The following is a 20,716-nucleotide window of genomic DNA, read 5'->3' as shown; positions in this document are numbered from 1 at the left end:
AAAGCCCCGCTTCGGCGGGGTTTTCTTTTGCCTGCGATTTAACCTCAGCCCAGCACATCCAGTGGTGATACTCCGATCTGGCGCGGGTCAGCTTCCTCTTCGAGCAGGTTGCGCAGCAGCTCCACCGAGGCTTGTTGGCGCTGTGCATCGCGAAACACCAGGCCGATCTTCAGCGGCACCCGTGGTTCGCTCAACGGCTTCCACAGCAGTTCCTGGTCATCCTCGACCACTTCCTTGGCGCGCCCCGGCAGTACGGTGGCCAGCGAGGTATGCGCCAGGCTGTCGAGAATCCCGCCCATATTGTTCATTTCTGCCTGTACCTGTGGCCGCCGTCCCAGGTTGGCCAGCTGTGACTGCCAGATCTGCCGCACCTGGAACTCTTCGCCCAGCAATAGCATGGGCAGTTCCGCCGCCTGCTTGAGTGAGACTTTCTTGAACTCACGCAAGGGGTGGGTGTTGGGAATGACCAGTTGCAGTTCGTCTTCGTACAGCATCAGCCCGTGCAGCCCAGGTTGGCGTGGCGGCAGGTAGCTGATGCCGATGTCCAGGCTGCCATTGAGCAGGCGCCGCTCGATTTCCAGGCCCGACAGCTCATAAATTTGTACCACCAGATGCGGCTGTGCTTTGCGCACCCGATCGAGCAATTGCGGAACCAGGCTCGGGCGCACGGTCTGCAGCACGCCGATGGCCAGGGTGCGCAACGACTGACCCTTGAAGTTGCGCAGGGCCTCGCGGGCCCGCTGCAGGCCATCGAGCAAGGGCAGGGCGTGGTTGTACAGGGTGTGCGCAGCCAGGGTCGGCAGCAGGCGCTTGTTGCCACGCTCGAACAGGCTCACATCGAGGTTCTGCTCGAGTTGGCGGATCTGCTGCGAGAGGGCCGGTTGCGACAGTGACAGGCGCTCGGCAGCACGACCGACATGGCCTTCTTCATACACCGCGACGAAATAACGCAGTTGGCGAAAATCCATAAGTAATACTTATCAAAAGTGCTGGAAAAACCAAATGGCCGTTAGCCTCCAAGAAGCCTAGTCTATCCCGTATTCACAAGGTTTACAGGGCCAGAAGGCGCGATGAACACCGTGTATGTGGATGGCGTTTACATAGGCAAGGCAAAAAACCTCGGGCATGGCTTGTTGACTGATATCGATAAGCAGGAGGTTGCAAGACGGTTGTGGCTATGGCCACAGGGGCTGGGTAGCGACGAACACGGCGACCCGCGCTTTCATACCGGCCCAGAGCGAGCTTTACATCACTACCCGGCAGAGCACTACGCCTGGTGGCGGCAACGTTATCCACAGCTCGACTGGTGTGCCCCGGGGTTTGGCGAGAACCTTTCGACTCGCGGCCTGGACGAGCACCTGGTATGCCTGGGCGATATGTTCCGCTGGGGTGGGGCGCTGTTGCAGATCAGCCAGCCGCGTTCGCCGTGTTATCGCCTGAGCCATCGCTGGGGTTTGCTGAACTTGCCGCAACAAGCGCAAGACAGTGGCCGCTGCGGGTGGTTCTACCGGGTGCTCAAACCTGGTTTTGTCAGCGCCGATGATCCTTTTGAACTGATTCAACGCAGTTACCCTGGCCTGACCGTGGCCTGGGCGTTGCGCACTTTTTACCGTGAACCTCTGGAGCATGCAGGTTTGAAAAAGCTGGTGGATTGTCCGGCCCTCTCGTCTCGCTGGCGCGATATCGCGATCAAGCGTCTGCGTACCGGTCAGGTCGAAGACTGGAGCGCGCGCCTGCTGGGCTTGCCGCTCGAGGGGCTGCGCGCATGAACCTGTTCAACCTGCGCCGCCCGGCACCCGCCGTGGCCGAGCGCAAAGTTGCTGCGGTTGTGCCGCAAGCTGCAGCAGAGTTGTCGCGTGAATGTCTGATGCCAGCGATCGAACGCGCACCGCAAGTGTTCGTGCGTGGCCAGGGCTCATGGCTGTGGGACAGCGAAGGCCATGCTTACCTGGATTTCACCCAGGGCTGTGCAGTCAACAGCCTCGGTCACAGCCCCAGTGTGTTGGTCAAAGCCCTGGGCAGCCAGGCTCAGGCGCTGATCAATCCGGGGGCGGGCTTTCATAACCGTGGCCTGTTGAACCTGGTCAATCGCCTGTGTGAAAGCACTGGCAGCGACCAAGCCTACCTGCTCAACAGCGGTGCCGAAGCCTGCGAAGGGGCTATCAAGCTGGCGCGCAAATGGGGCCATCTGCACCGCAACGGCGCCTACCACATCATCACTGCCAGCCAGAGTTGCCATGGTCGCAGCCTGGGCGCGTTGTCGGCCTCCGACCCGTCGTCGTGCAACCGCTGCGAGCCGGGTTTGCCTGGTTTCAGCAAAGTGCCATTCAACGACCTTGAAGCATTGCACGCAGCGGTCGACTCGCGCACGGTGGCAATCATGCTAGAGCCGATCCAGGGTGAAGCCGGGGTGATTCCCGCGACCCAGGCATACCTCAAGGGGGTCGAGCGTCTGTGCCGCGAGCTGGGAATTCTGCTGATTCTCGATGAGGTACAGACCGGCGTCGGCCGTTGTGGCGCCCTGCTGGCCGAGCAGTTGTATGGCGTGCGCGCTGACATCCTCACCCTCGGCAAGGGGCTGGGAGGCGGTGTGCCGCTGGCCGCCTTGCTGGCCCGAGGCTCTGCCTGCTGCGCCGAAGTTGGCGAGCTCGAAGGCAGCCATCATGGCAACGCGCTGATGAGTGCGGCGGGCTTGGCGGTGCTGCAGACCGTGCTGGAACCGGGCTTCTTTGAGCACGTACAGGATTCGGGGCGGCATCTGCGTGATGGCCTCAGTCGCCTGGCCGGTCGTTATGCCCAGCTTGAAGTGCGTGGTCAGGGTTTGCTCTGGGCCTTGCAACTGAGCGACGACATCGCCAACGACCTGGTCCGGGCCGCCTTGCACGAAGGCTTGCTACTCAATGCCCCGCAAGCCGACGTACTGCGCTTTTCCCCGGCCTTGACGGTGAGCAAGGGCAACATCGACGAAATGCTCCTGCGCCTTGCCCGGGCCTTCGCCCGCGTCCATGCCGCCCAGCAAAGCCAGCGGCGCGAGGCCACGGCCTGATCAGCAAAGCGCTGTAACGAATTTTCCGAACCGTCTCGCGTTCCTGCGCATCGCCCCGGGCCTGTTGTTTTTGGCTTGGGGCGTTTTTTTGCCTGTGGAACCCCGGTGGCGCACTGGAGTCAGTTCTAGTACATCATCCAAAGGAACTGCCTCATGGACCTGATCCGCATCATCATCGCCATTCTCTTGCCGCCGCTCGGCGTGTTCCTGCAGGTTGGCTTCGGCGGCGCCTTCTGGCTGAACATCCTGCTGACGTTGCTGGGCTATATCCCCGGTATCGTGCATGCGGTGTACATCATCGCCAAGCGTTGATCTACCTCACCAGCGGTAACTTAGCTCCGCCACCACCTTGCGCCCTTCGCCCATGTTGCATGCCAGAGCGAAGAAACAGGAGGCGACGTAGTAGCGGTCGCTGATATTGCTGGCGTTGACGCTGATACGCGTGCCTTTGAGCTTAGGGTCGAGTTTGCCCAGGTCATAACGTACAGCAGCATCGAGCAAGGTGTAGGCAGGTACCTTGAAGGTGTTCGCCGCATCGCCATAGGTGTAGCCGGTGTAGCGTGCGCCGAAACCGATGCTCAGACCTTGCAGTGGGTCGAATGGCACACTGTAGTCCAGCCAGGCGCTGGCCAATTGTGCGGGCACCTTGTACAGGCGATTGCCTTCGTTGCCGTCATTGTCCTTGGTGACTTTGACGTCGCTGTAGGAATAGGAGGCGGTCAACTTCAGGTCATTGGCGATAGTGGTGAAGGCTTCAAGTTCGATACCTTTTGAGCGGGTCTCGCCGGTCTGCACGCTGTAGGACCAGTTGTCCGGATCTGTTGTCAGTGCATTCTGTTTGAGCAGGTCGTACAACGACAGGGTGATCTGCGTTTCACTGCCGGGTGGCTGATAGCGAATGCCGATTTCGTACTGCTTGCCGGTCTCCGGATCCATCGGCTTGCTACCGCGCGCCGGTGACGTCGTGCCCGAAACGGGGTTGAATGATTCCGAATAGCTGACGTAAGGCGCAAAGCCGTTGTCGAACAGGTACACCAAACCGGCCCGACCAGTGAATGCCGACCAGTCCTGATCGCTATCCTCGTTACCGGTCCAGCGATCCTTGCTGCGGCTGGAGGCTTCATCCTGACGGCCGCCCAGGGTCATTACCCAATTACCGTATTTGAGTTGGTCCTGTACGTAGAAGCCGGTTTGTACACTGCGCTGCTGGGCATTAACCCAATCCCGATATGCCGAAGTGTCCACCGGTCGCCCGTAGACCGGGTCGAATACATTCAGCTTTGGCCCAGCTCCCCAGCGTTCATTGCGGATCGAGTTACTCCAGCTGTAATCGACGCCGAAAAGAGCGGTGTGTTCAATCGGCCCAGTACCGAAGTTCGCTTGCAACTGGTTGTCCAGTGCCAGCAGATCACCGTAGGCATGTCGCAGTTGATAGTCGCGTCGGATGCTGGTGTTGATGCTGCCGTCATCACCATTGACCAAGCCGCTGACCCGGGCCAGGTAGTTTTCCTGGTTGTCAAAATCGCTGTATCGCACGTTCTGACGAAAGCCCCAGGTGTCATCGAACTGGTGCGAGAACTCGTAGCCCAGAGACCAGGTTTCGACCTCTTCATGATCGAAGCCCGGTTCGCCGAGAAAGCGGTGCATGGGCACCCTACCATAGGGACTATTACCGTTGACTGCAGCCCAGGGAATGTTGGTTGAAGCCAGGGCTTTGTTCTTCTGGTAGCTGAAGAGCAGGGTCAGTTGAGTCTGATCGTCGGGCCGCCAGGTCATGCTGGGAGCAATGTAGACCCGGTCGTCATCGGTGTGATCGAAGTTGCCATCGGCCTCGCGTCCCAGGGCGACAAATCGGTAAAGCAGACTGCCGTCGTCATTGACAGGGCCGCTGGTATCGAACTGAGCCTGCTTGCGATTGCCACTACCGGTGACCAGTGCGATCTCGCCACGCTGGTAGTCGGTCGGGCGCTTGGAGATCGAGTTGATCGTTCCCCCCGGCGCGCTCTGGCCGTAAAGCACCGAGGTCGGCCCTTTGAGTACTTCGATGCGCTCCAGTCCGTAGACTTCTTCGCCGAAAATGCCGAAGAATCCTACCGGCCGCAGGCGCAGGCCATCGCGGTAGGTCAAAGAAATTGCATAGCCCCGCAGGAAGGGATTGTCGGCAGCATTGTCCGAACCACCGGAATCGGTACGCACACCAGCGGTGTAGCGCAGGGCTTGGTCAAGTTTCTGGGCACCAAGATCTTCCATGCGCTCGCGGGTTACCACCGAGATTGCTTGCGGGTTTTCCAGCATCGGTGTGTCGGTTTTTGTGCCGGTAGAGGTACGTTGGGCAATGTAGCCGTCGATGGGACTGTAGGCGTCATCACGATGAGACTGGCTGTTGATGGTGGTTGCCCCAAGCTCCAGCGCATCGCTCAGCTCTGGCAATTGTTCGATGATCACACTGCTGCTGCCAGTGGTCTGCCAACCCAGGCCGCTGCCGCGCAACAGATTCTGCAGGGCGGTCGTCGGCTCCTGACGGCCTTGTACGGCCGGTGCGAATTTGCCATCCACCAGTTCGCCGTTGTAGATCACCTGCAGGCCGCTTTGCTCGGCCAACTCGGCCAATGCCGAGTTCATGCTTTGCGGTCGGATGTTGAAGTCGATCGGCTCTGCCGTGGCCAGAAGTGGTAGCAGGCTCAGAAGCCCGAGTGCGCTCCTGGAGTAACCTTTGATGCGTCGATGCATGTTCTCTCCCCCTGATTAATAAGAAAGCAAATCGTTATCAAGGGGATGACGTATGACCCTGGCGGACCCGTAAATTCAGTTGTTCGCCGGACGCGCTGAAACCAACAGGAAATGATCGGTATAGCGGCTGATGGTGAGCGGAAAAGCTTTTTCCAGACTTTGCAGGCCCTCGTCGAGCTTGTCGAGATAGAAGGTGCCGCTGACTTTGAGGCTGCGCAGGTGATCGTCGGCAATCACTACCAGCCCTGGGCGATAGCGTTGAATCTGGGCAATGACTTCTGGAAGCGGCGTCAGCTTGAAAACCAGGCGGCCGTCGCGCCAGGCCAGGGCGCTGTTGGTATCTACCGCCTGGACTGCGCTCAGTTGCGGCGCCTGCCAGATCACCTGCTGGTTAGCTTGCAACCGTACTTCGTTGAGTGGGCCGCGAACGGCGACTCGCCCCTGGCTCACGATGACCCGGACCTGATCGGAGCCCCGAGAGACGGCATAGACCGTACCCAGAGCCGTAGCGCTAGTTTGGTCGGCATTGACCACGAAGGGCTTGTCGGGATCATGGGCCACTTCGAACAGTGCTTCGCCCTTGCGTAGCACGACAGTACGCTGTTGGCCGCTGAAACTGACATCTATCGCCGAGGCGGAATCGAGCAGTACCCGCGAACCGTCGGCCAGGACAATACGCTTTTGTTCGCCTGTATCTGTACGGTAATCGGCGTCCCAGGCATTGACCCGTACAAGCAGCACGGCAATGCCTACTATCAGGGCAGCGGCACTGGCCCAGAACACTGGGCGTGTGCGCCGAGCGGGTTGTTGAGCATGTATCTGACCACTGAGATGCCAGAGTGCTCTGGCCTGGACAAAAGCCGCTTGATGATCTGGGTGCGTTTCACACCACCGCCGTGCAGCAGCAATGTCTTCACTGGTGGCGCTGCCGGATGTCAGGCGCACCACCCAAGTGTGTGCGGTGTGCTCAAGGGCCTGTTGTCGGTTGTGGGTATCGTGCATGGGATTCAACGCTGAAGCTTTCGGCGTAAAAAGTCCAGCGCAGCGGCCAGATGTTTCTCAACGCTACTGAGCGAGATATCGAGTTGGAGGGCAATATCTTTGTGAGGCAGTCCTTCAAGCCGGGCGAGGGTAAAAATCAGCCGGGCCAGAGGCGGCAGTTGCTCAATGCCCTGGGCCAGTGCTTGCAGGTCCTGTTGGGCTGCCACTTGGTTGAACAGTTCAGGGCTGTCTCCGGTAACTTCGTAGAGATATTCCAGGCCCTGGTCCAGGTGTTCGCGGGTATCACGACTACGGACATGATCGATGGCCAGGTTACGACCGATGCGAAAGATGAATGCACGCAGATTGCTGACCGGTTTCGCTGGCGGTTGGCGCAGCAGGCGAGCGTAGGCTTCCTGAGCAAGATCGGCGGCAGCCTCGGGATTCTGCAACTTGCGTCGCAGAAATTGGCGCAACTCTCCCGAGTGCGCCTTGAAGGCCGCTTCCAGTTCCTTGGAGGTCATGTTCGACATGCACAGAGGGCCATCGGTAGTAGCGCGAAGGCGCGACTGTATAAATAATGATTCTCGATATCAAGTGTGATCGCTTGCCAGCGTGGTGCTGTAGAACTTCCATTCCGCTTCCAGTGCATGCGCCAAGTTGCTTGCAGTACGAAAACCGTGACGCTCTGAAGGGTAGAAATGCCCTTCGGCGCGAACACCGTTGGCCTTCAACGCGTCAAGCATCGAACGGGTCTGCTCAGGTACCACCACTGCATCCAGTTCCCCCTGAAAGAAGATCACCGGCACCTTGATGTTTGCGGCATGCAGCAGAGGGGTGCGTTGCTGGTAACGCTCGGCATCGGCCACGGGGTCGCCAATCAGCCAGTCGAGGTAATCCCCTTCAAACTTGTGCGTGGCTCGGGCCAGCGCCTGCGGGTCACTGACACCATAGAGGCTGGCGCCGGCACGGAATACAGCGTGAAAGGCCAGGGCGCAAAGGGTGGTATAGCCGCCTGCGCTGCCGCCGCGGATGAACGCCCGCTGCGGGTCGATCAGCTTGCGTTCGGCCAGGTGCGCAACCACGGCACAGGCATCTTCGACGTCAACCTCGCCCCAGCGCAGGTGCAGGGCCTGACGATAGTCACGGCCATAGCCGCTGCTGCCGCGGTAATTGAGATCGGCGACGGCAAAGCCGCGCTGGGTCCAGTACTGGATGCGCGGGTCGAGCACCGGAAAGCAGGCCGAGGTCGGGCCGCCATGAATGAACACCAGCAGCGGGGGCTGCGCGTCATCGTTCATGGGCGGGTAGAAGAAGCCATGGGCGATGCCGTCGCCACTGGGGTAGCACAGGGCTTGCGGGCGGCTGATGCGTTCGGCGGGCAACGGCAGGGCTCCGCCCGCCAGTATCTGTACCGCATGGGTGTGGCGATTGATGGTGATCACCGCCGGTGAACAAATGGCCGAGGAGGCAATGGCATAGATGTGCTGCTCGTCCAGGTCGAGGCAACGGAATCGGCTGTAGTCGCCGCTATAGTCCTCTACCGAGCCATCAGCCAGACAAACGCCCAGGCGGCTGAAGCCGTTGTCGAACCAGCTGGCCAGATAGCTGTGCCGATCCAGTGGCAGCCAGGTGCTGGCGGCCAATTGCCAGGGGGCTCCGGCATGGTCGGCAGCGGCGGCAGGCAAGGGGTTCCAGCCTGTTGCCGTTTCCCCCCAGGGTTGCCAGAAACCATTGCGGTCAGACAAACAGTACAGCCGCCCTTGCCCATCAAAACGAGGCTGCTGCAGCGATTGCTGGGGGCCGTCGCTGCCGGCAACACACTGCGGTTCACCCCACTGGCCATCTTCCTGGCGTTGGCGATAAAGCAGCCGGGTCGCCGTCCACGGCTGATCGGGGCGGCTCCACTCAATCCAGGCCAGGCGTGTGCCGTCGGCGCTCACGGTGGGCGAGGCGTAAAAGTCGGCGCCTTCGGCCAGTACTTCACGCAAGCCCTTGGCGATGGCGACCAGGCGATGCTGGACTGCTCCGGGGCCATGGCTTTCCTCCACGGCCAGCACCTGGCCGTTGGCCCAGCGCAGATCGCCGAAACGGCACTGGCCTGTGGATAACAACTGCGGCAATCCGCCATCAAGGTCCTGGGCATAGAGCTGCTGGTCTGCCTCGTTGACGAACACCAGGCCATCGTCGCTCAGGCAGAAGCTGCCGCCGCCGTATTCGTAAACCCGGCTGCGTACGCTGAAGCCATTGGGCGTCAGGCAACGGGCCTGGCCTGCGCGCCAGTGCCAGATCCGGCAGGCGCCGTCGCTGGGGCGGAACTCGTTCCAGAACAGCCCCTGGGCCGCCACCCGAAGTTCGGCAAAATCGGTACCGGCGGCGACCGCCTGTTCAGCGCTGAAACGCTCAGCCGCGGACAATGACACGGGAGTTTCGCTCATTACGGAAGGTCAGCTCGTCGATGGTCTGATGGGCATGCTCGGCGTCTTCGCGGGCCTTGAGGATCATGCCGTGGTCGGCCGACTTGGCGCACACCGGGTCGGCATTGCTGGCATCGCCGGTGAGCATGAAGGCCTGGCAGCGGCAGCCGCCGAAGTCCTTTTCTTTCTCGTCACAGGATCGGCACGGTTCGGGCATCCAGTCATAGCCGCGGAAGCGGTTGAAGCCGAACGAGTCGTACCAGATGTGCTGCATGCTGTGCTCGCGCACATTGGGGAACTGCACCGGTAACTGCCGGGCACCGTGGCAGGGCAGGGCGGTGCCGTCTGGGGTAACGGTGAGGAACACGCTGCCCCAGCCATTCATGCAGGCTTTGGGGCGCTCTTCGTAGTAGTCCGGGGTGACGAAAATCAGCTTGCACGGGCTCCCGGCGGCCTGCAGCTTGGCCCGGTATTCATTGGTGATGCGTTCGGCGCGTTCGAGCTGGGCACGGGTCGGCAGCAGGCCGACACGGTTAAGGTGCGCCCAACCATAGAACTGACAGGTGGCCAGTTCGACGAAGTCGGCTTCCAGGGCCACGCACAGCTCGATGATGCGGTCGATCTTGTCGATGTTGTGCCGATGAGTGACGAAATTCAGCACCATCGGGTAGCCGTGGTCCTTGACCGCCCGGGCCATTTCCAGCTTCTGCGCGAAGGCCTTTTTCGAGCCGGCCAGCAGGTTATTCACCTGCTCGTCGCTGGCCTGGAAGCTGATCTGGATATGGTCCAACCCGGCTTCCTTGAAGGCGGCGATCTTCTGCTCGGTCAGGCCGATGCCGGAGGTGATCAGGTTGGTGTAATAGCCTAGGCGCCGACCTTCGCCGATCAATTCGGCGAGGTCCTGGCGCACCAGCGGCTCACCGCCGGAAAACCCCAGCTGTGCGGCGCCCATTTCCCGCGCCTCGGCCATGACCTTGAACCATTGCTCGGTACTTAGCTCCTGCCCCTGGGCGGCGAAGTCCAGGGGGTTGGAGCAGTACGGGCATTGCAGCGGGCAACGGTAGGTCAGCTCGGCGAGCAGCCACAGCGGCAGGCCGACTTCGGGCTTTGCCGGCAGCTCAGGCAAGGCTGATCCAGTGTTCGGCACGGGCGACCTCCATGAACTGCTCGATGTCACTACCGAGCTCGGGTACACCGGGGAACTGCTGGTCCAGCTCGGCAATGATCGCGGCGACGTCGCGCTGGCCGTTGATCAGCCCGCCGATCAGCGCGGCGCTTTCGTTGAGCTTGATCATCCCTTCCGGATACAGCAGCACATGGCCTTTTTGTGCCGGCTCGTACTGGAAACGATAACCCGGGCGCCATGTCGGGACTTGTGCGCGATCAAAACTCATAAGGCGATTCCTTTGTGCCAGACCCTTTCGCAGGTGACACTGTGATACGGCGGGCGGTTCAGTTCGTAGGCCATGCTCATGGCGTCGAGCATGCTCCAGAGAATGTCCAGCTTGAACTGCAGGATCTCCAGCATGCGTTGCTGGCCTTCAACTGTAGTGTAGTGCTGCAGGGTGATCGCCAGGCCATGCTCGACGTCACGCCGCGCCTGGCCCAAACGGGTGCGGAAGTACTCGTAGCCCGCAGGATCGATCCACGGATAGTGCTGTGGCCAACTGTCCAGCCGCGACTGGTGGATCTGCGGGGCGAACAATTCGGTCAGCGAACTGCTGGCCGCTTCCTGCCAGCTGGCGCGGCGGGCGAAGTTGACATAGGCATCCACGGCAAAGCGCACGCCTGGCAGCACCAATTCCTGGGAGCGCAACTGATCCGGGTCCAGGCCGACGGCCTGGCCCAGGCGCAGCCAGGCTTCGATGCCGCCGTCTTCACCGGGGGCGCCATCATGGTCGAGCAGGCGCTGAATCCACTCGCGACGGATTTCGCGGTCCGGGCAGTTGGCCAGGATCGCCGCGTCCTTCATCGGGATGTTGACCTGGTAGTAGAAACGGTTGGCGACCCAGCCCTGGATCTGCTCGCGGCTGGCGCGACCTTCATACATCGCCACGTGGTAGGGGTGATGGATGTGGTAGTAGGCGCCCTTGGCACGCAGGGCCTGTTCGAACTCGACGGGGGACAGCGGTTTGGCAGCGCTCATGGCGGCTCCTAGAGGGTGATGCTCATACCGTCGAAGGCGACTTCGACGCCGCGGCGTACGCATTCGGCGCGTTCGGCCGAATCCTCATCGAGAATCGGGTTGGTGTTGTTGATGTGGATAAGCACCTTGCGCTGGCGCCTGAAACCGTCCAGCACCTCGAGCATGCCGCCCGGGCCGTTCTGCGCCAGGTGGCCCATCTCGCGGCCAGTGCGGGTGCCGACGCCACGGCGCTGCATTTCATCATCCTCCCACAGGGTGCCGTCGACCAGCAGGCAGTCGGCTTCGGCCATCATCTGCAGCAGATTGGTATCGACCTGGCCCAGGCCAGGGGCATAGAACAGCTTACCGCCGGTGCGCAGGTCCTCGACCATCAGCCCGAGGTTGTCGCCCGGGTGTGGGTCGAAGCGGTGCGGCGAGTAGGGTGGTGCCGCGCTGCGCAGCGGGAAGGGGGTGAAGCGCAGGTTCGGGCAGGCGTCGATGACGAAACTGCCTTCGAGCTCGATGCGGTTCCATTGCAGGCCGCCGTTCCAGTGGCTGAGGATAGTGAACAGCGGAAAGCCGGTGCTCAGATCCTGATGGACCATCTCGGTACACCAGACCTGGTGCGGGCAGCCCTCGCGCAGGCTGAGCAGGCCGGTGGTGTGGTCGATCTGGCTGTCGAGCAAAACGATGGCGTTGATCCCGGTGTCGCGCAGGGCGCGGGCCGGTTGCATTGGGGCGAAGCCTTGCAGTTGCGCGCGGATATCCGGCGAGGCATTGCACAGCACCCAGTGGAGACCGTCGTCAGACAGGGCGATCGATGACTGGGTTCGCGCCGTGGCGCGCAAGCTGCCGTCGCGAAAGCCCTGGCAATTTGCGCAGTTGCAGTTCCACTGTGGAAACCCGCCACCGGCAGCGGAACCTAGAATCTGGATATACATGGCCACTCCTGCCGCGTCCTGAAATAAAAACGCCCCGGCGGACCGAGGCGTTGTACCGCAAGCAGGCTCAGCGGCTTGCGAAATACATGGTCACTTCAAAGCCGATACGCAGGTCAGTGTAAGCAGGTTTGGTCCACATGGGATTACTCCTTCCGGTTGGGGCTGGGTTTGACAGCTACTGACTTGGTCCTCCCTGTAGATCAGAGGTTCCCGTAGCTGAGATTGCGCTATCTTACTAAAAAAATACGTGCTGAAAGGTTAAATCTACGATAAACGCCCTTACCGTTACGGTAAGAATCGTCAGTGTCAGTGCCAGTGTGCGCCAGGTGCCGGGCCGTTGGCCAGGCACAACCAGCCTTGTTCGGCCTGGCTTGCCTGGCGGGCCAGGCGTTGCAGCTGTAGCGTATCCAGTGCCAGGATCGCTGCGTGCAGATCGCTCAGCCGCGCTTGATGATTGCCTGCCAAATGCGCCTGCCAGGCCCATTCGGCCACATCATGGTTGGCCATGGCCGGTTCGTTGAACTGCGCGGCCAGCGCCTGTTTATCCGTGTCAGTGCAGCTTAGCTGATTGGCCAGGTCATCCAGCATTGTCTGGATATGTCCGATGATTTCGGCGTGGCTGGCCGATGGCGATTGCACGCCGAACAGCAGGCCATTGCAGCCCTCGATCTGACGAAAGGCGCTGAAGACTGCGTAGCCCAGATTCAATTCGACCCGCAGCCGTTGATAGAAGGGCCCTTGCAAATGCTGGGCAAGCAACCGCCCTGTGGCTTGATCGGCGACTGGGCAAAACAGCAGCAGTGCCTGTTCGCTGGTGGCTGGCGGCAAGGTTCGCCAGCGCCGCACCGCTGCGATCCTGGCGGGCGGATGCTGTCCTGCGCGCCCAGGCACCTTGCCCAGGGCGCGGTTCAGTGCCGACTGCTCGGTGGCACTGAAGCCGGTCGCGAGCCCGTTCCAGGTTGAGTACTCCCACAGTGAGTCAAGATCGCTCTGGCTGATGGTACAGGCCGGCAACGCTTCGTCGACGCGGCCGAGCAGTTGCTCCGGGAGTTGCCGGAGCAGGGCACGGATCGGCATGGCGTCGGGCTGCTCGGCAGTGCCGGGAGTCCAGCTTTGGCTGCAGGGGTGCCGCAAAATTGCCAGTGCCTGTTCGACAACTGCGACCACCACGGCGCCGTTGCCGGCACAGCGCAATTGCCAGTATCGGTCGCAGCTGCTCAATTGCACCTGCACACCTGCTTGCGCCGCCTGTTCGCGCAGGGCTTGCAGCCCACGATCCAGTACCTGCCAGAGTCGCACGCGCAAGGCCGAGGCCAGTTGCCAACGCAAGTAGATAACACCGTGCTGACGTGTCGACGGTAACAAGGAGGACAGGGTCAGCCCCTCGGGAGCGGCGGTTGCGGGAACGGTCACAGGTGTAACGTTGAGCAACGGATTGGCCGGGGGCAGCCGCCAAGGCTCGCTGGCTGTGTGCAGCTGGCCATCGAGCATTGTCCTGAGTATCAACCCAAGCGCCGCGAGCCCTTGCTCGTCCAGTGCCCGGAAGGGTTGCCCGGCGCTATCCCGGCGCGCCAGTTCCACTGCGCCGGCGCTGAGTTCGCGGCACTGCTGCAAGCGGCCATATTCCTGATTGATGCTGCTCAAGTCAGTCGTTCGCAAGAACGCCAGCCAGTCGCCCAGCAGTGCATACGCCTGCTCGGCATCGGCGGCATCTGTGAGTGTCATGCCTGCATGCAGCAGGGTCTGGCCGGCAAAACTGTAGAGTGAGCAAAATGCGAACTGTGCCAGCCAATCTCGCTCTCGCAGGGTCGCCGGAAAGCCGCCAGGCTGGGTGTTGCTTAGCCAGGTCGTAAGAAAGTCGATAGCGTGTTCAAAGCCTGCGCAAAGCTGCTCGCACGGATACAGCACATCCAGTTGCCGCTCGCTTTGAAGCCGTAGCGGAGCTTGGCTGTTGAAACTCGGCGGTAGTGATTGCTGCACTTGCGTCCCGGCTCTGAACACTTGCGCGTTTTGGTGCGCCAGAGACTCCAGTGCGTCGAGGCTTTGTGGTCCGCTCAGGCTCAAGGTGATTTGCCCGGCGTGATAGAACAACCGGTGAAAATCCCGTAGCGCCGCCTGGAACGCCTGGCTTCGAACCTGCAAGCTGTAACGGTTACCCGCATGAAAAGCGCTCAGCGGATGATCACTGCCTGCGCTCTGAAGCAACGCAAACTGCCGCTGTGCTTGAGGGTTGCGCGACCAGGCAATGAACTCGGCATGGATCACTTCCCGTTCACGCACTTGCCGTTCAAGCTCCAAGCAAGGGTGCGCAAGCATCTCGCACAGGCGCTCGAGGCCACCAGAAAAGGCTGCTGGCGGCACTTCGAAGAAGAACTCGGTGGTGCGTTCACGGGTGCTGGCATTCACTTGGCCGCCGTGATGCTGCACGTAGCGCATCAGGCCGTCTTCCAGGGCGAAGCGTTGATTGCCGAGAAAAAACAGGTGTTCGAGAAAGTGCGCCAGGCCCGGCCATGCCGGTGGTGCGTCATGGCTGCCGGCCCGGACCCGCACCGCCGCAGCGCAGCGCTTGAGCCGCGGGGCGTGGCGCAGGGTGACCTGCAGGCCATTGTCGAGGGTCAGGAGGCGAAGGGCGCTGGGCATGACAGTTCCGCAGATAAGAGAACCGTCATGCTAGCGGATTATTGACCTGCCGTACGGTAGAGCGCGGGGCGCAGGTCATGCAGGTAGGGGGTGTTGGCTCGCCCTTGGTGCACTTGCTGCAGTTCCAGGTCCGCGCTCAGCAATGCGCTGTCGCGGCCGGCCATGGCCAGGATGCTGCCATCCGGGCTGACGATACTGCTCTGTCCGCAATAGTGGATCTCGCCTTCGCTGCCGCAATAGTTGGCATACACCAGATAGCACTGGTTCTCGTACGCGCGGGCGCGCACGGTGATCTGCGCAATGAAGTCGAAGGGCACCATGTTCGCCGTCGGCACCAGGATCAGCTCGGCCCCGGCCAGGGCCAGGCGTCGGGCGTTTTCCGGGAACTCGATGTCGTAGCAAATCAGCAGGCCCAGGCGCCAGCCGTTGAGCTCGACCACCGGAAAGTGGTCTGGCCCGGGGCTGAACATCGCCCGGTCCAGGCCTCCGAACAGATGGGTCTTGCGGTAGTTGCACAGGCTGCTGCCATGGGCGTCGATCAACTGCACGCTGTTGAAGACCTGGCCGTCCTCAGCCAGCTCCGGGTAGCCGTAGGCAATGGCGATGCGATGACTCTGGGCTATTTCCACCACGGCCATGGCCGAGGGGCCGTCTTCGGCCTCGGCCAGACGTGCCACGGCTTCGCTGCCGATGTTGTAACCGCTGAGAAACATCTCCGGACACACCAGCAACTCGGCGCCGCGCGCTGCGGCCAGTTGCGCCTGCTGGTGCAGGCGCTCGAGATTGCCGGGGACGTCCAGTGGTTGCGGTTCGCCTTGGAACAGGGCGATGCGCATGGTGATTCTCCCGTCAGTCGGCCAGGGCGATCGGTCCGATCTCGTGGAACACATCGCCCGGGCCTGGGTTGTCCGGGTGGGTCTGCCCACCGAAGTGATTCATGATACCCCACACCGCATTGAGCGAAGTCTGTACCGCACCTTCGACCCAGGCCGGGGTCCAGGACACATCGTCACCGGCAATGAAGATACCGCGTTGTTCAGCCGGCATGTCTTGCTGCATGAAGTGCGCGTACATGCGCTGGTTGTAGCGGTAATGGCCGGGTAGCGCGCCCTTGAAGGCGCCGAGGAAGTGCGGGTCGGCTTCCCAGGACACGGTGATCGGGTCGCCGATGATGTGCCCGGCGATATCGACTTTGGGGTAGATCTTCTTCAGGGCGTCGAGGGCCAGCTTGACGCGCTTTTCCACCGGATGCGGGAGCATCTTCAACGCATCGCTCATCCACGAGTAGGACAGGCAGATCACCCCGGGCTTGTCGTCGCCGTTGTCGAACAGATAAGTGCCACGGGTCAGGCGGTCGGTCAGGGTCATGCTCATCAGGTCGCGGCCGGTCTGTGGGTCCTTGTCCTTCCAGAATGGCCGGTCGACCATGACGAAGGTCTTCGACGACTGCATGTAGCGGGTACGGTCCAGGGCCATCCACATCTTCTGCGAGAACAGCGATTCTTCGCACTCGATCTGGGTGGTGAGCAGCCAGCTCTGGCAGGTGGTCAGCACGGCGGCGTAATGGCGGGTGTCGCCCCAGTTATCAGTCACCGCCAGGCGCCCGTCGCTGTCACGGGCAATGCTCTTCACTCCAGGGCGTGGCGCGCCGCGGTGCAGCGAGCTCAGGCTGGTGCCGGCCGGCCAGTGGGCGCATCGCTCCGGCACGTGGCGCCAGATGCCCAGTGGCACCTGCTCGACGCCGCCGACCACCAGGTGCTGGTGGTCGTCGCAGTTGGTCATGACCACGCGGAAGATTTCCAGCATCGAGTTGGGAAAATCCGAATCCCAGCCGCCGGTGCCGAAGCCGACCTGGCCGAACACTTCGCGGTGCAGGAAACTGAGCTTGGCGAAGGCTTTGGAAGTGGCGACGAAGTCGTAGAAAGTACGGTCGTCCCACAACGGTACCAGAGTGTTCCACAGCTCTTTCAGGCGCGGCACATCACGGTCACGGATGGCTTGCTGGATATCGCCAAAGCGGGAGCCGTCTTCCAGGGCATCGGCCCAGGCGTCGGCCACTTCCTGGAACAGCTTGGGCAGGTCGGACAGCTTTTCTGCGTAGTGGGTCTGGCCTTCCAGGTCAATGACCGTGCTACCCGAGGCGGGTGTCAGCGGGTTGGGGAAGGGCTTGGTTTGAAGGCCAAGCTTGTCGACATAGTGATAGAACGCCGTAGACGACACTGGAAAGCGCATGCCACCCAGCTCGGCAATGATCCCGTCGGTGCCCTCGAAGGTTTGCGAACGCAGGCGGCCGCCCATTTTCGAGGCTTCGTACACTACAGGCTTGAGGCCCAGTTTCATCAATTCGTAGGCTGCCACCAGCCCGGCAATGCCGGCGCCGACGATCGCCACTTCCTCGCCATGGCGTTCAACCGGGATGCTGCCCAGACCTGCGGGGTGTTCAATCCAGTCGTCAAAAGCGAACGGGAAGTCCGGGCCAAAAATGGTGATGGGTTTCTTGCCGTCGGCGGGGTGGCGATTGTTCTTGTTCATAGGTGACCTTGCCAGGCGCTGCGCGGGGTGCGGAGCTTGAGTATAGAAAACGCTGGCGGTCATTCTAGGGGGTGGGGATTACGTTATTAAGATGCAGAGTGTCGTCGTTTTTGTTTTATTTTTGTCGTTATGACGAAGAAATGCTGCTGAATGACGGGTCAGGTGAGTGCAGCCAAATGCTCGACGGTTTCCGGGTATTTTTCCACCAATCGAATCAAGGTCATTGCCTGGGCATTGGGGCGAGCTCTTCCCTGTTCCCAGTTTTCCAGCGTACGAACGTTGGTGCGCAGGTACATGGCAAATACCGCACGGGACATGTTGAGCCGTTCGCGAATCGCTACGAGCTCTTCGGCGCAAACGTCCATCAGCTCGGTGAGCTGCAGCTTGTGCGAGCGCAGGGTCAATTTGCCTTGACGCTCCTGGGCAAGGGCATCGAAGCCTTCGTTCAGTTCGGAAAAAATATTGCGCGTCATTTTATGTCCTCGCCTCGATTTCCTGATCGAGCATCTGTTTGAGCAACTGGCGTTGAGCCGCGCTCAGGTCGTCTTGCTGATCCTTGCCATACAAGGTGAACAACCAGAACTGCTGACCACTGTTCCACCAGTAGTAGATCACCCGCGTGCCGCCGCGTTTTCCCTTATGCCGCTGTTCATCGGCGAAGCGCATCTTGCGCAGGCCGCCTGTGCCCTGAATGACCGAGTCCGCGTGGGGGTTGAGCAGCAGGATGAACTGCAAGGCCCTGAAAGCCTGGTCATCCAGGTAGTCGCAACGGTAGCGAGCAAAGGCCGGTAGTTCGACAAAAAGGGCTTCCATCTTTTATACGTTACCTGCGTATAGTCTGTGGGCGTTATCCTCCACCGTCAAGCGGTGTGGCTGTCACCAGCCTATACGTGTGACAACGGCTCATCCGGGTGGATGATTGCCTGGTGTTTCAAACCGGCTGGCCGCGATCCACCTTGCTGCTGAGAATGATCGAGGTGGTGGTTTTCTCCACCCCTTCAACGCTGCCGATCTGATCGAGCAACTGGTCCAGTTGCTCGGGTGAATCGCTGCGCAGCCAGGCGACGTAGTCGAACTCGCCACTGACTGCGCATAATTGCTGCACTTGGCCCATGGTGCTCAGGCGCCGGACCACGTCCTTGCCCGAGCGTGGCTGCACCTTGATTCCGACATAGGCTTGCAGACCGCCGTCGATCAAGCGCTGGCCCAGGCGCACGCCGTAACCGCTGATGACCTTGGTCTTTTCCAGGCGGGCCAGGCGCGAGGTCACCGTGGTGCGCGCGATGCCCAGTTGCCGGGCGAGGGTGGCAACACTTTCGCGGGCGTTGATCTGCAGCAGCGAGATCAACTGACGATCGATTTCGTCGAGGGCGACGGGGCGGCTGGCGGACATGGGCACTCTCTGGCGAGAGCCGCGTTGCGCGGCTCATGGAATAAGCGCGATAGCCTATCCATTGCCCTCACCCTTGGGCAAGGCGCCCGTGCTCAACGGGCCTTGAAGCAGTGCTCGGCCTGGGGAAAACTGCCGTCGCGCACTTCCCGGGCATAGCTTGCCAGGGCCTGGGCAATTTGCGGCTGCAGGTCGGCAAAACGTTTGACGAAGCGTGGTTGGTATTCGCCGAACAGGCCAAGTAGGTCTTCAGTAACCAGCACCTGGCCATCACAGGCAGGCGAAGCACCGATACCGATGGTAGGGATTGCCAGTTCCTCGCTCAGACGCCGGGCCAGAGGTTCGGCGATGCCTTCCAGCACCACCGAAAAAGCGCCCGCAGCCTGCATGGCCAGGGCATCCTGGCGCACTTTCGTGGCACTCTGCTCATCGCGGCCCTGGGCCTTGAAACCGCCCAGGCAGTTGACCTGCTGCGGCATCAATCCAACATGGGCCATTACCGGAACCCCACGGCGGGTGAGAAATTCTACGGTCTCGGCCAGTTCTTCGCCGCCTTCAAGCTTGACGCCCTGGGCACCGGTCTCGCGCAGCAGTCGGGCGGCACTGAGGAATGCCTGTTCGGGCGAGGCCTGGTAACTGCCGAATGGCAGGTCGATCACTACACAGGCACGCTGAGAGCCACGCATCACTGCCTGGCCGTGGGCAATCATCATGTCCAGGGTGACCCCCAGGGTGCTGGGCATGCCGTACAGGACCATGCCCACCGAGTCGCCAACGATGATCACGTCAGCCTCGGCATCTACCCAGCGCGCCATTGGCATGCTGTAGGCGGTCAGTACCACCAGGTTGCCAGCGCCTTTGCGCTGCTGGATGGCGGGCACGCTCAAACGGTTTTCACGCACATGGCTGCTCATCGGTCTCTCCAAGGGTTGTTCAACGAAGCCGGGCGCAGGCTATCATCGGCCTTTGTTGGCTCACTTGAGCAAAGGAGACAGGTGGTGCCGTCAACGAGACAAACCAGTGAAGTGCCGCCGCTGCTGGACTGCCAGCAGCTGCCGGGCCCGGTTTACCGGCGCATGTTTGTCATCCCGGCCGGTCATCGGGTGCAGATGCACAGACATCCCTGGGTGCAGTTCACCTACGCCAGCGCCGGAATCATGCAGGTGGTTACCGAGCACCACAGCTACCTGTTGCCGCCGCAATGTGCGTTGTGGATACCTGCGGGGGTCGAGCACACCGCCTATAGCGAGCAGGCCATCGAATTTCGCGGGCTGTACCTGGACGACTCGCTGCTCAATGGCTACCAGCGTCCTTGTGGCGTGCTGCAAGTCACGCCGCTGGTGCGCGAGCTGATCGCCAAGGCCAGCAGCTTTGCGCCTGAATATCCTGCGCAAGGCGCCCAGGCGCGGCTGCTGCAGGTGTTGGTCGATGAGTTACGCGAATTACCCGAAGCGCCGTTCGGCCTGCCGCTGCCCAGTGACCCACGCTTGCGGCGTATCAGTGAAGCCTTACAGGCCAACCCTGCAGACAACCGCAGCATTGAAGACTGGGCGCAGCAGGTCGGCGCTTCGCGGCGCACCCTGGTGCGGCTGTTCCAGGCGCAGACGCAGTTGTCGTTCCGCGAATGGCGCCAACGCCTGCGCCTGCTGGCGGCGTTGCCGTTGCTGGCCCAGGGCATGAGTGTCACGGCGCTGGCCAACGAGCTGGGCTACGACTCGGTGTCGGCATTCATTGCGTTGTTTCAGCGTCACTATGGCAAGACGCCAGGGTTGTGGGCTGCTGAGCTGCGTAGCTGACAGTGTGTCAGGTTGGCAAAGGGCGATTCATCTGCCCCTAATAAATTGACATGATTGTGTATCGTGTGTATAGATTTCTTGTTGTAGTTTATCGCGGTGTGTAATTTACACACGATTG

The 20,716-nt window shown here is 61.3% G+C and carries 22 protein-coding genes; 5 read left to right on the top strand and 17 right to left on the bottom strand.

Going from position 1 to position 20,716, the window contains the following annotated elements; genetic code table 11:
* Positions 1 to 44: 44 nt before the first annotated feature.
* A complete protein-coding gene (locus EXN22_RS25370) occupies positions 45 to 968 on the bottom strand; it encodes a LysR family transcriptional regulator (RefSeq protein ID WP_130266599.1) in 924 nt (307 codons plus the stop codon).
* A 102-nt stretch (positions 969 to 1,070) separates the two neighbouring features.
* On the opposite strand from EXN22_RS25370, the gene EXN22_RS25365 reads away from it, so the two are divergent.
* The 3 genes from EXN22_RS25365 to EXN22_RS25355 all read left to right on the top strand — a co-directional run bounded on the left by EXN22_RS25365 (position 1,071) and on the right by EXN22_RS25355 (position 3,358).
* Positions 1,071 to 1,769, top strand: coding sequence for an MOSC domain-containing protein (locus tag EXN22_RS25365; RefSeq protein ID WP_130266598.1), 699 nt, complete (start codon positions 1,071 to 1,073; stop codon positions 1,767 to 1,769).
* On the top strand, positions 1,766 to 3,046 hold the full coding sequence (locus tag EXN22_RS25360) for an aspartate aminotransferase family protein (RefSeq protein ID WP_130266597.1): 1,281 nt from the start codon (positions 1,766 to 1,768) through the stop codon (positions 3,044 to 3,046). Before EXN22_RS25365 ends, EXN22_RS25360 begins: the two co-directional genes overlap by 4 nt.
* Before the next feature lie 153 nt (positions 3,047 to 3,199).
* Positions 3,200 to 3,358, top strand: coding sequence for a YqaE/Pmp3 family membrane protein (locus EXN22_RS25355; RefSeq protein WP_041022294.1), 159 nt, complete (start codon positions 3,200 to 3,202; stop codon positions 3,356 to 3,358).
* A 6-nt stretch (positions 3,359 to 3,364) separates the two neighbouring features.
* Here the strand turns inward: EXN22_RS25355 and EXN22_RS25350 are convergent, their stop codons facing one another.
* On the bottom strand, positions 3,365 to 5,776 hold the full coding sequence (locus tag EXN22_RS25350) for a TonB-dependent siderophore receptor (RefSeq protein WP_130266596.1): 2,412 nt from the start codon (positions 5,774 to 5,776) through the stop codon (positions 3,365 to 3,367).
* 75 nt (positions 5,777 to 5,851) lie between these two features.
* The gene (locus EXN22_RS25345; RefSeq protein ID WP_233281749.1) at positions 5,852 to 6,685 is read right to left on the bottom strand and encodes a FecR family protein; all 834 of its coding nucleotides are present in this window, start codon (positions 6,683 to 6,685) and stop codon (positions 5,852 to 5,854) included.
* Here EXN22_RS25345 and EXN22_RS26465 point away from each other — a divergent pair.
* A complete protein-coding gene (locus tag EXN22_RS26465) occupies positions 6,590 to 6,793 on the top strand; it encodes a hypothetical protein (RefSeq protein WP_233281753.1) in 204 nt (67 codons plus the stop codon). The two genes, EXN22_RS25345 and EXN22_RS26465, sit on opposite strands and share 96 nt — an antisense overlap.
* On the opposite strand, the gene EXN22_RS25340 is transcribed toward EXN22_RS26465, so the two are convergent.
* The 14 genes from EXN22_RS25340 to panB all read right to left on the bottom strand — a co-directional run bounded on the left by EXN22_RS25340 (position 6,784) and on the right by panB (position 19,716).
* Positions 6,784 to 7,281 (bottom strand): RNA polymerase sigma factor, encoded by a 498-nt coding sequence (locus EXN22_RS25340; protein ID WP_233281670.1) that lies wholly within the window; start codon positions 7,279 to 7,281, stop codon positions 6,784 to 6,786. The two genes, EXN22_RS26465 and EXN22_RS25340, sit on opposite strands and share 10 nt — an antisense overlap.
* Before the next feature lie 69 nt (positions 7,282 to 7,350).
* Positions 7,351 to 9,195, bottom strand: coding sequence for a S9 family peptidase (locus EXN22_RS25335; protein ID WP_130266593.1), 1,845 nt, complete (start codon positions 9,193 to 9,195; stop codon positions 7,351 to 7,353).
* On the bottom strand, positions 9,161 to 10,321 hold the full coding sequence (gene pqqE, locus EXN22_RS25330) for a pyrroloquinoline quinone biosynthesis protein PqqE (protein WP_130266592.1): 1,161 nt from the start codon (positions 10,319 to 10,321) through the stop codon (positions 9,161 to 9,163). Before pqqE ends, EXN22_RS25335 begins: the two co-directional genes overlap by 35 nt.
* Positions 10,293 to 10,568, bottom strand: coding sequence for a pyrroloquinoline quinone biosynthesis peptide chaperone PqqD (pqqD, locus tag EXN22_RS25325; protein ID WP_130266591.1), 276 nt, complete (start codon positions 10,566 to 10,568; stop codon positions 10,293 to 10,295). The genes pqqE and pqqD overlap by 29 nt, the downstream gene beginning before the upstream one ends.
* A complete protein-coding gene (gene pqqC / locus EXN22_RS25320) occupies positions 10,565 to 11,320 on the bottom strand; it encodes a pyrroloquinoline-quinone synthase PqqC (protein ID WP_130266590.1) in 756 nt (251 codons plus the stop codon). Before pqqC ends, pqqD begins: the two co-directional genes overlap by 4 nt.
* 8 nt (positions 11,321 to 11,328) lie before the next feature.
* Positions 11,329 to 12,240 carry a pyrroloquinoline quinone biosynthesis protein PqqB gene (gene pqqB / locus EXN22_RS25315; protein ID WP_130266589.1) on the bottom strand — a complete coding sequence of 304 codons (912 nt, stop codon included), beginning with the start codon at positions 12,238 to 12,240 and terminating at the stop codon, positions 11,329 to 11,331.
* Between the two features lie 67 nt (positions 12,241 to 12,307).
* Positions 12,308 to 12,379: a pyrroloquinoline quinone precursor peptide PqqA gene (gene pqqA / locus EXN22_RS25310; RefSeq protein ID WP_008365141.1), complete on the bottom strand. Its 72-nt coding sequence runs from the start codon at positions 12,377 to 12,379 to the stop codon at positions 12,308 to 12,310.
* A gap of 167 nt (positions 12,380 to 12,546) precedes the next feature.
* On the bottom strand, positions 12,547 to 14,880 hold the full coding sequence (pqqF, locus tag EXN22_RS25305) for a pyrroloquinoline quinone biosynthesis protein PqqF (RefSeq protein WP_130266588.1): 2,334 nt from the start codon (positions 14,878 to 14,880) through the stop codon (positions 12,547 to 12,549).
* Positions 14,881 to 14,918: 38 nt separating this feature from the next.
* Complete coding sequence (locus tag EXN22_RS25300) at positions 14,919 to 15,716, bottom strand: carbon-nitrogen hydrolase family protein (RefSeq protein ID WP_130266587.1); 798 nt, start codon at positions 15,714 to 15,716, stop codon at positions 14,919 to 14,921.
* A gap of 13 nt (positions 15,717 to 15,729) precedes the next feature.
* On the bottom strand, positions 15,730 to 17,412 hold the full coding sequence (locus EXN22_RS25295) for a flavin monoamine oxidase family protein (protein WP_130266586.1): 1,683 nt from the start codon (positions 17,410 to 17,412) through the stop codon (positions 15,730 to 15,732).
* A gap of 158 nt (positions 17,413 to 17,570) precedes the next feature.
* Positions 17,571 to 17,885, bottom strand: a complete 315-nt coding sequence (locus EXN22_RS25290) for a helix-turn-helix domain-containing protein (protein WP_130266585.1) — start codon at positions 17,883 to 17,885, stop codon at positions 17,571 to 17,573.
* 1 nt (position 17,886) lies between these two features.
* On the bottom strand, positions 17,887 to 18,225 hold the full coding sequence (locus tag EXN22_RS25285) for a toxin (RefSeq protein WP_130266584.1): 339 nt from the start codon (positions 18,223 to 18,225) through the stop codon (positions 17,887 to 17,889).
* 118 nt (positions 18,226 to 18,343) lie between these two features.
* On the bottom strand, positions 18,344 to 18,805 hold the full coding sequence (locus EXN22_RS25280; protein WP_130266583.1) for an Lrp/AsnC family transcriptional regulator: 462 nt from the start codon (positions 18,803 to 18,805) through the stop codon (positions 18,344 to 18,346).
* A gap of 92 nt (positions 18,806 to 18,897) precedes the next feature.
* Positions 18,898 to 19,716: a 3-methyl-2-oxobutanoate hydroxymethyltransferase gene (gene panB / locus EXN22_RS25275; protein WP_130266582.1), complete on the bottom strand. Its 819-nt coding sequence runs from the start codon at positions 19,714 to 19,716 to the stop codon at positions 18,898 to 18,900.
* Positions 19,717 to 19,800: 84 nt separating this feature from the next.
* Here panB and EXN22_RS25270 point away from each other — a divergent pair, with 84 nt between their 5' ends.
* Positions 19,801 to 20,598 carry an AraC family transcriptional regulator gene (locus EXN22_RS25270; protein WP_130266581.1) on the top strand — a complete coding sequence of 266 codons (798 nt, stop codon included), beginning with the start codon at positions 19,801 to 19,803 and terminating at the stop codon, positions 20,596 to 20,598.
* The last annotated feature ends 118 nt before the right edge of the window (positions 20,599 to 20,716 follow it).

The organism is Pseudomonas tructae (genome assembly GCF_004214895.1).
GTDB classification, from domain to species: Bacteria; Pseudomonadota; Gammaproteobacteria; order Pseudomonadales; family Pseudomonadaceae; genus Aquipseudomonas; species Aquipseudomonas tructae.
The sequence above is the reverse complement of the archived record's forward strand: the minus strand, read 5'-3'. Positions and strand labels throughout refer to the sequence as shown.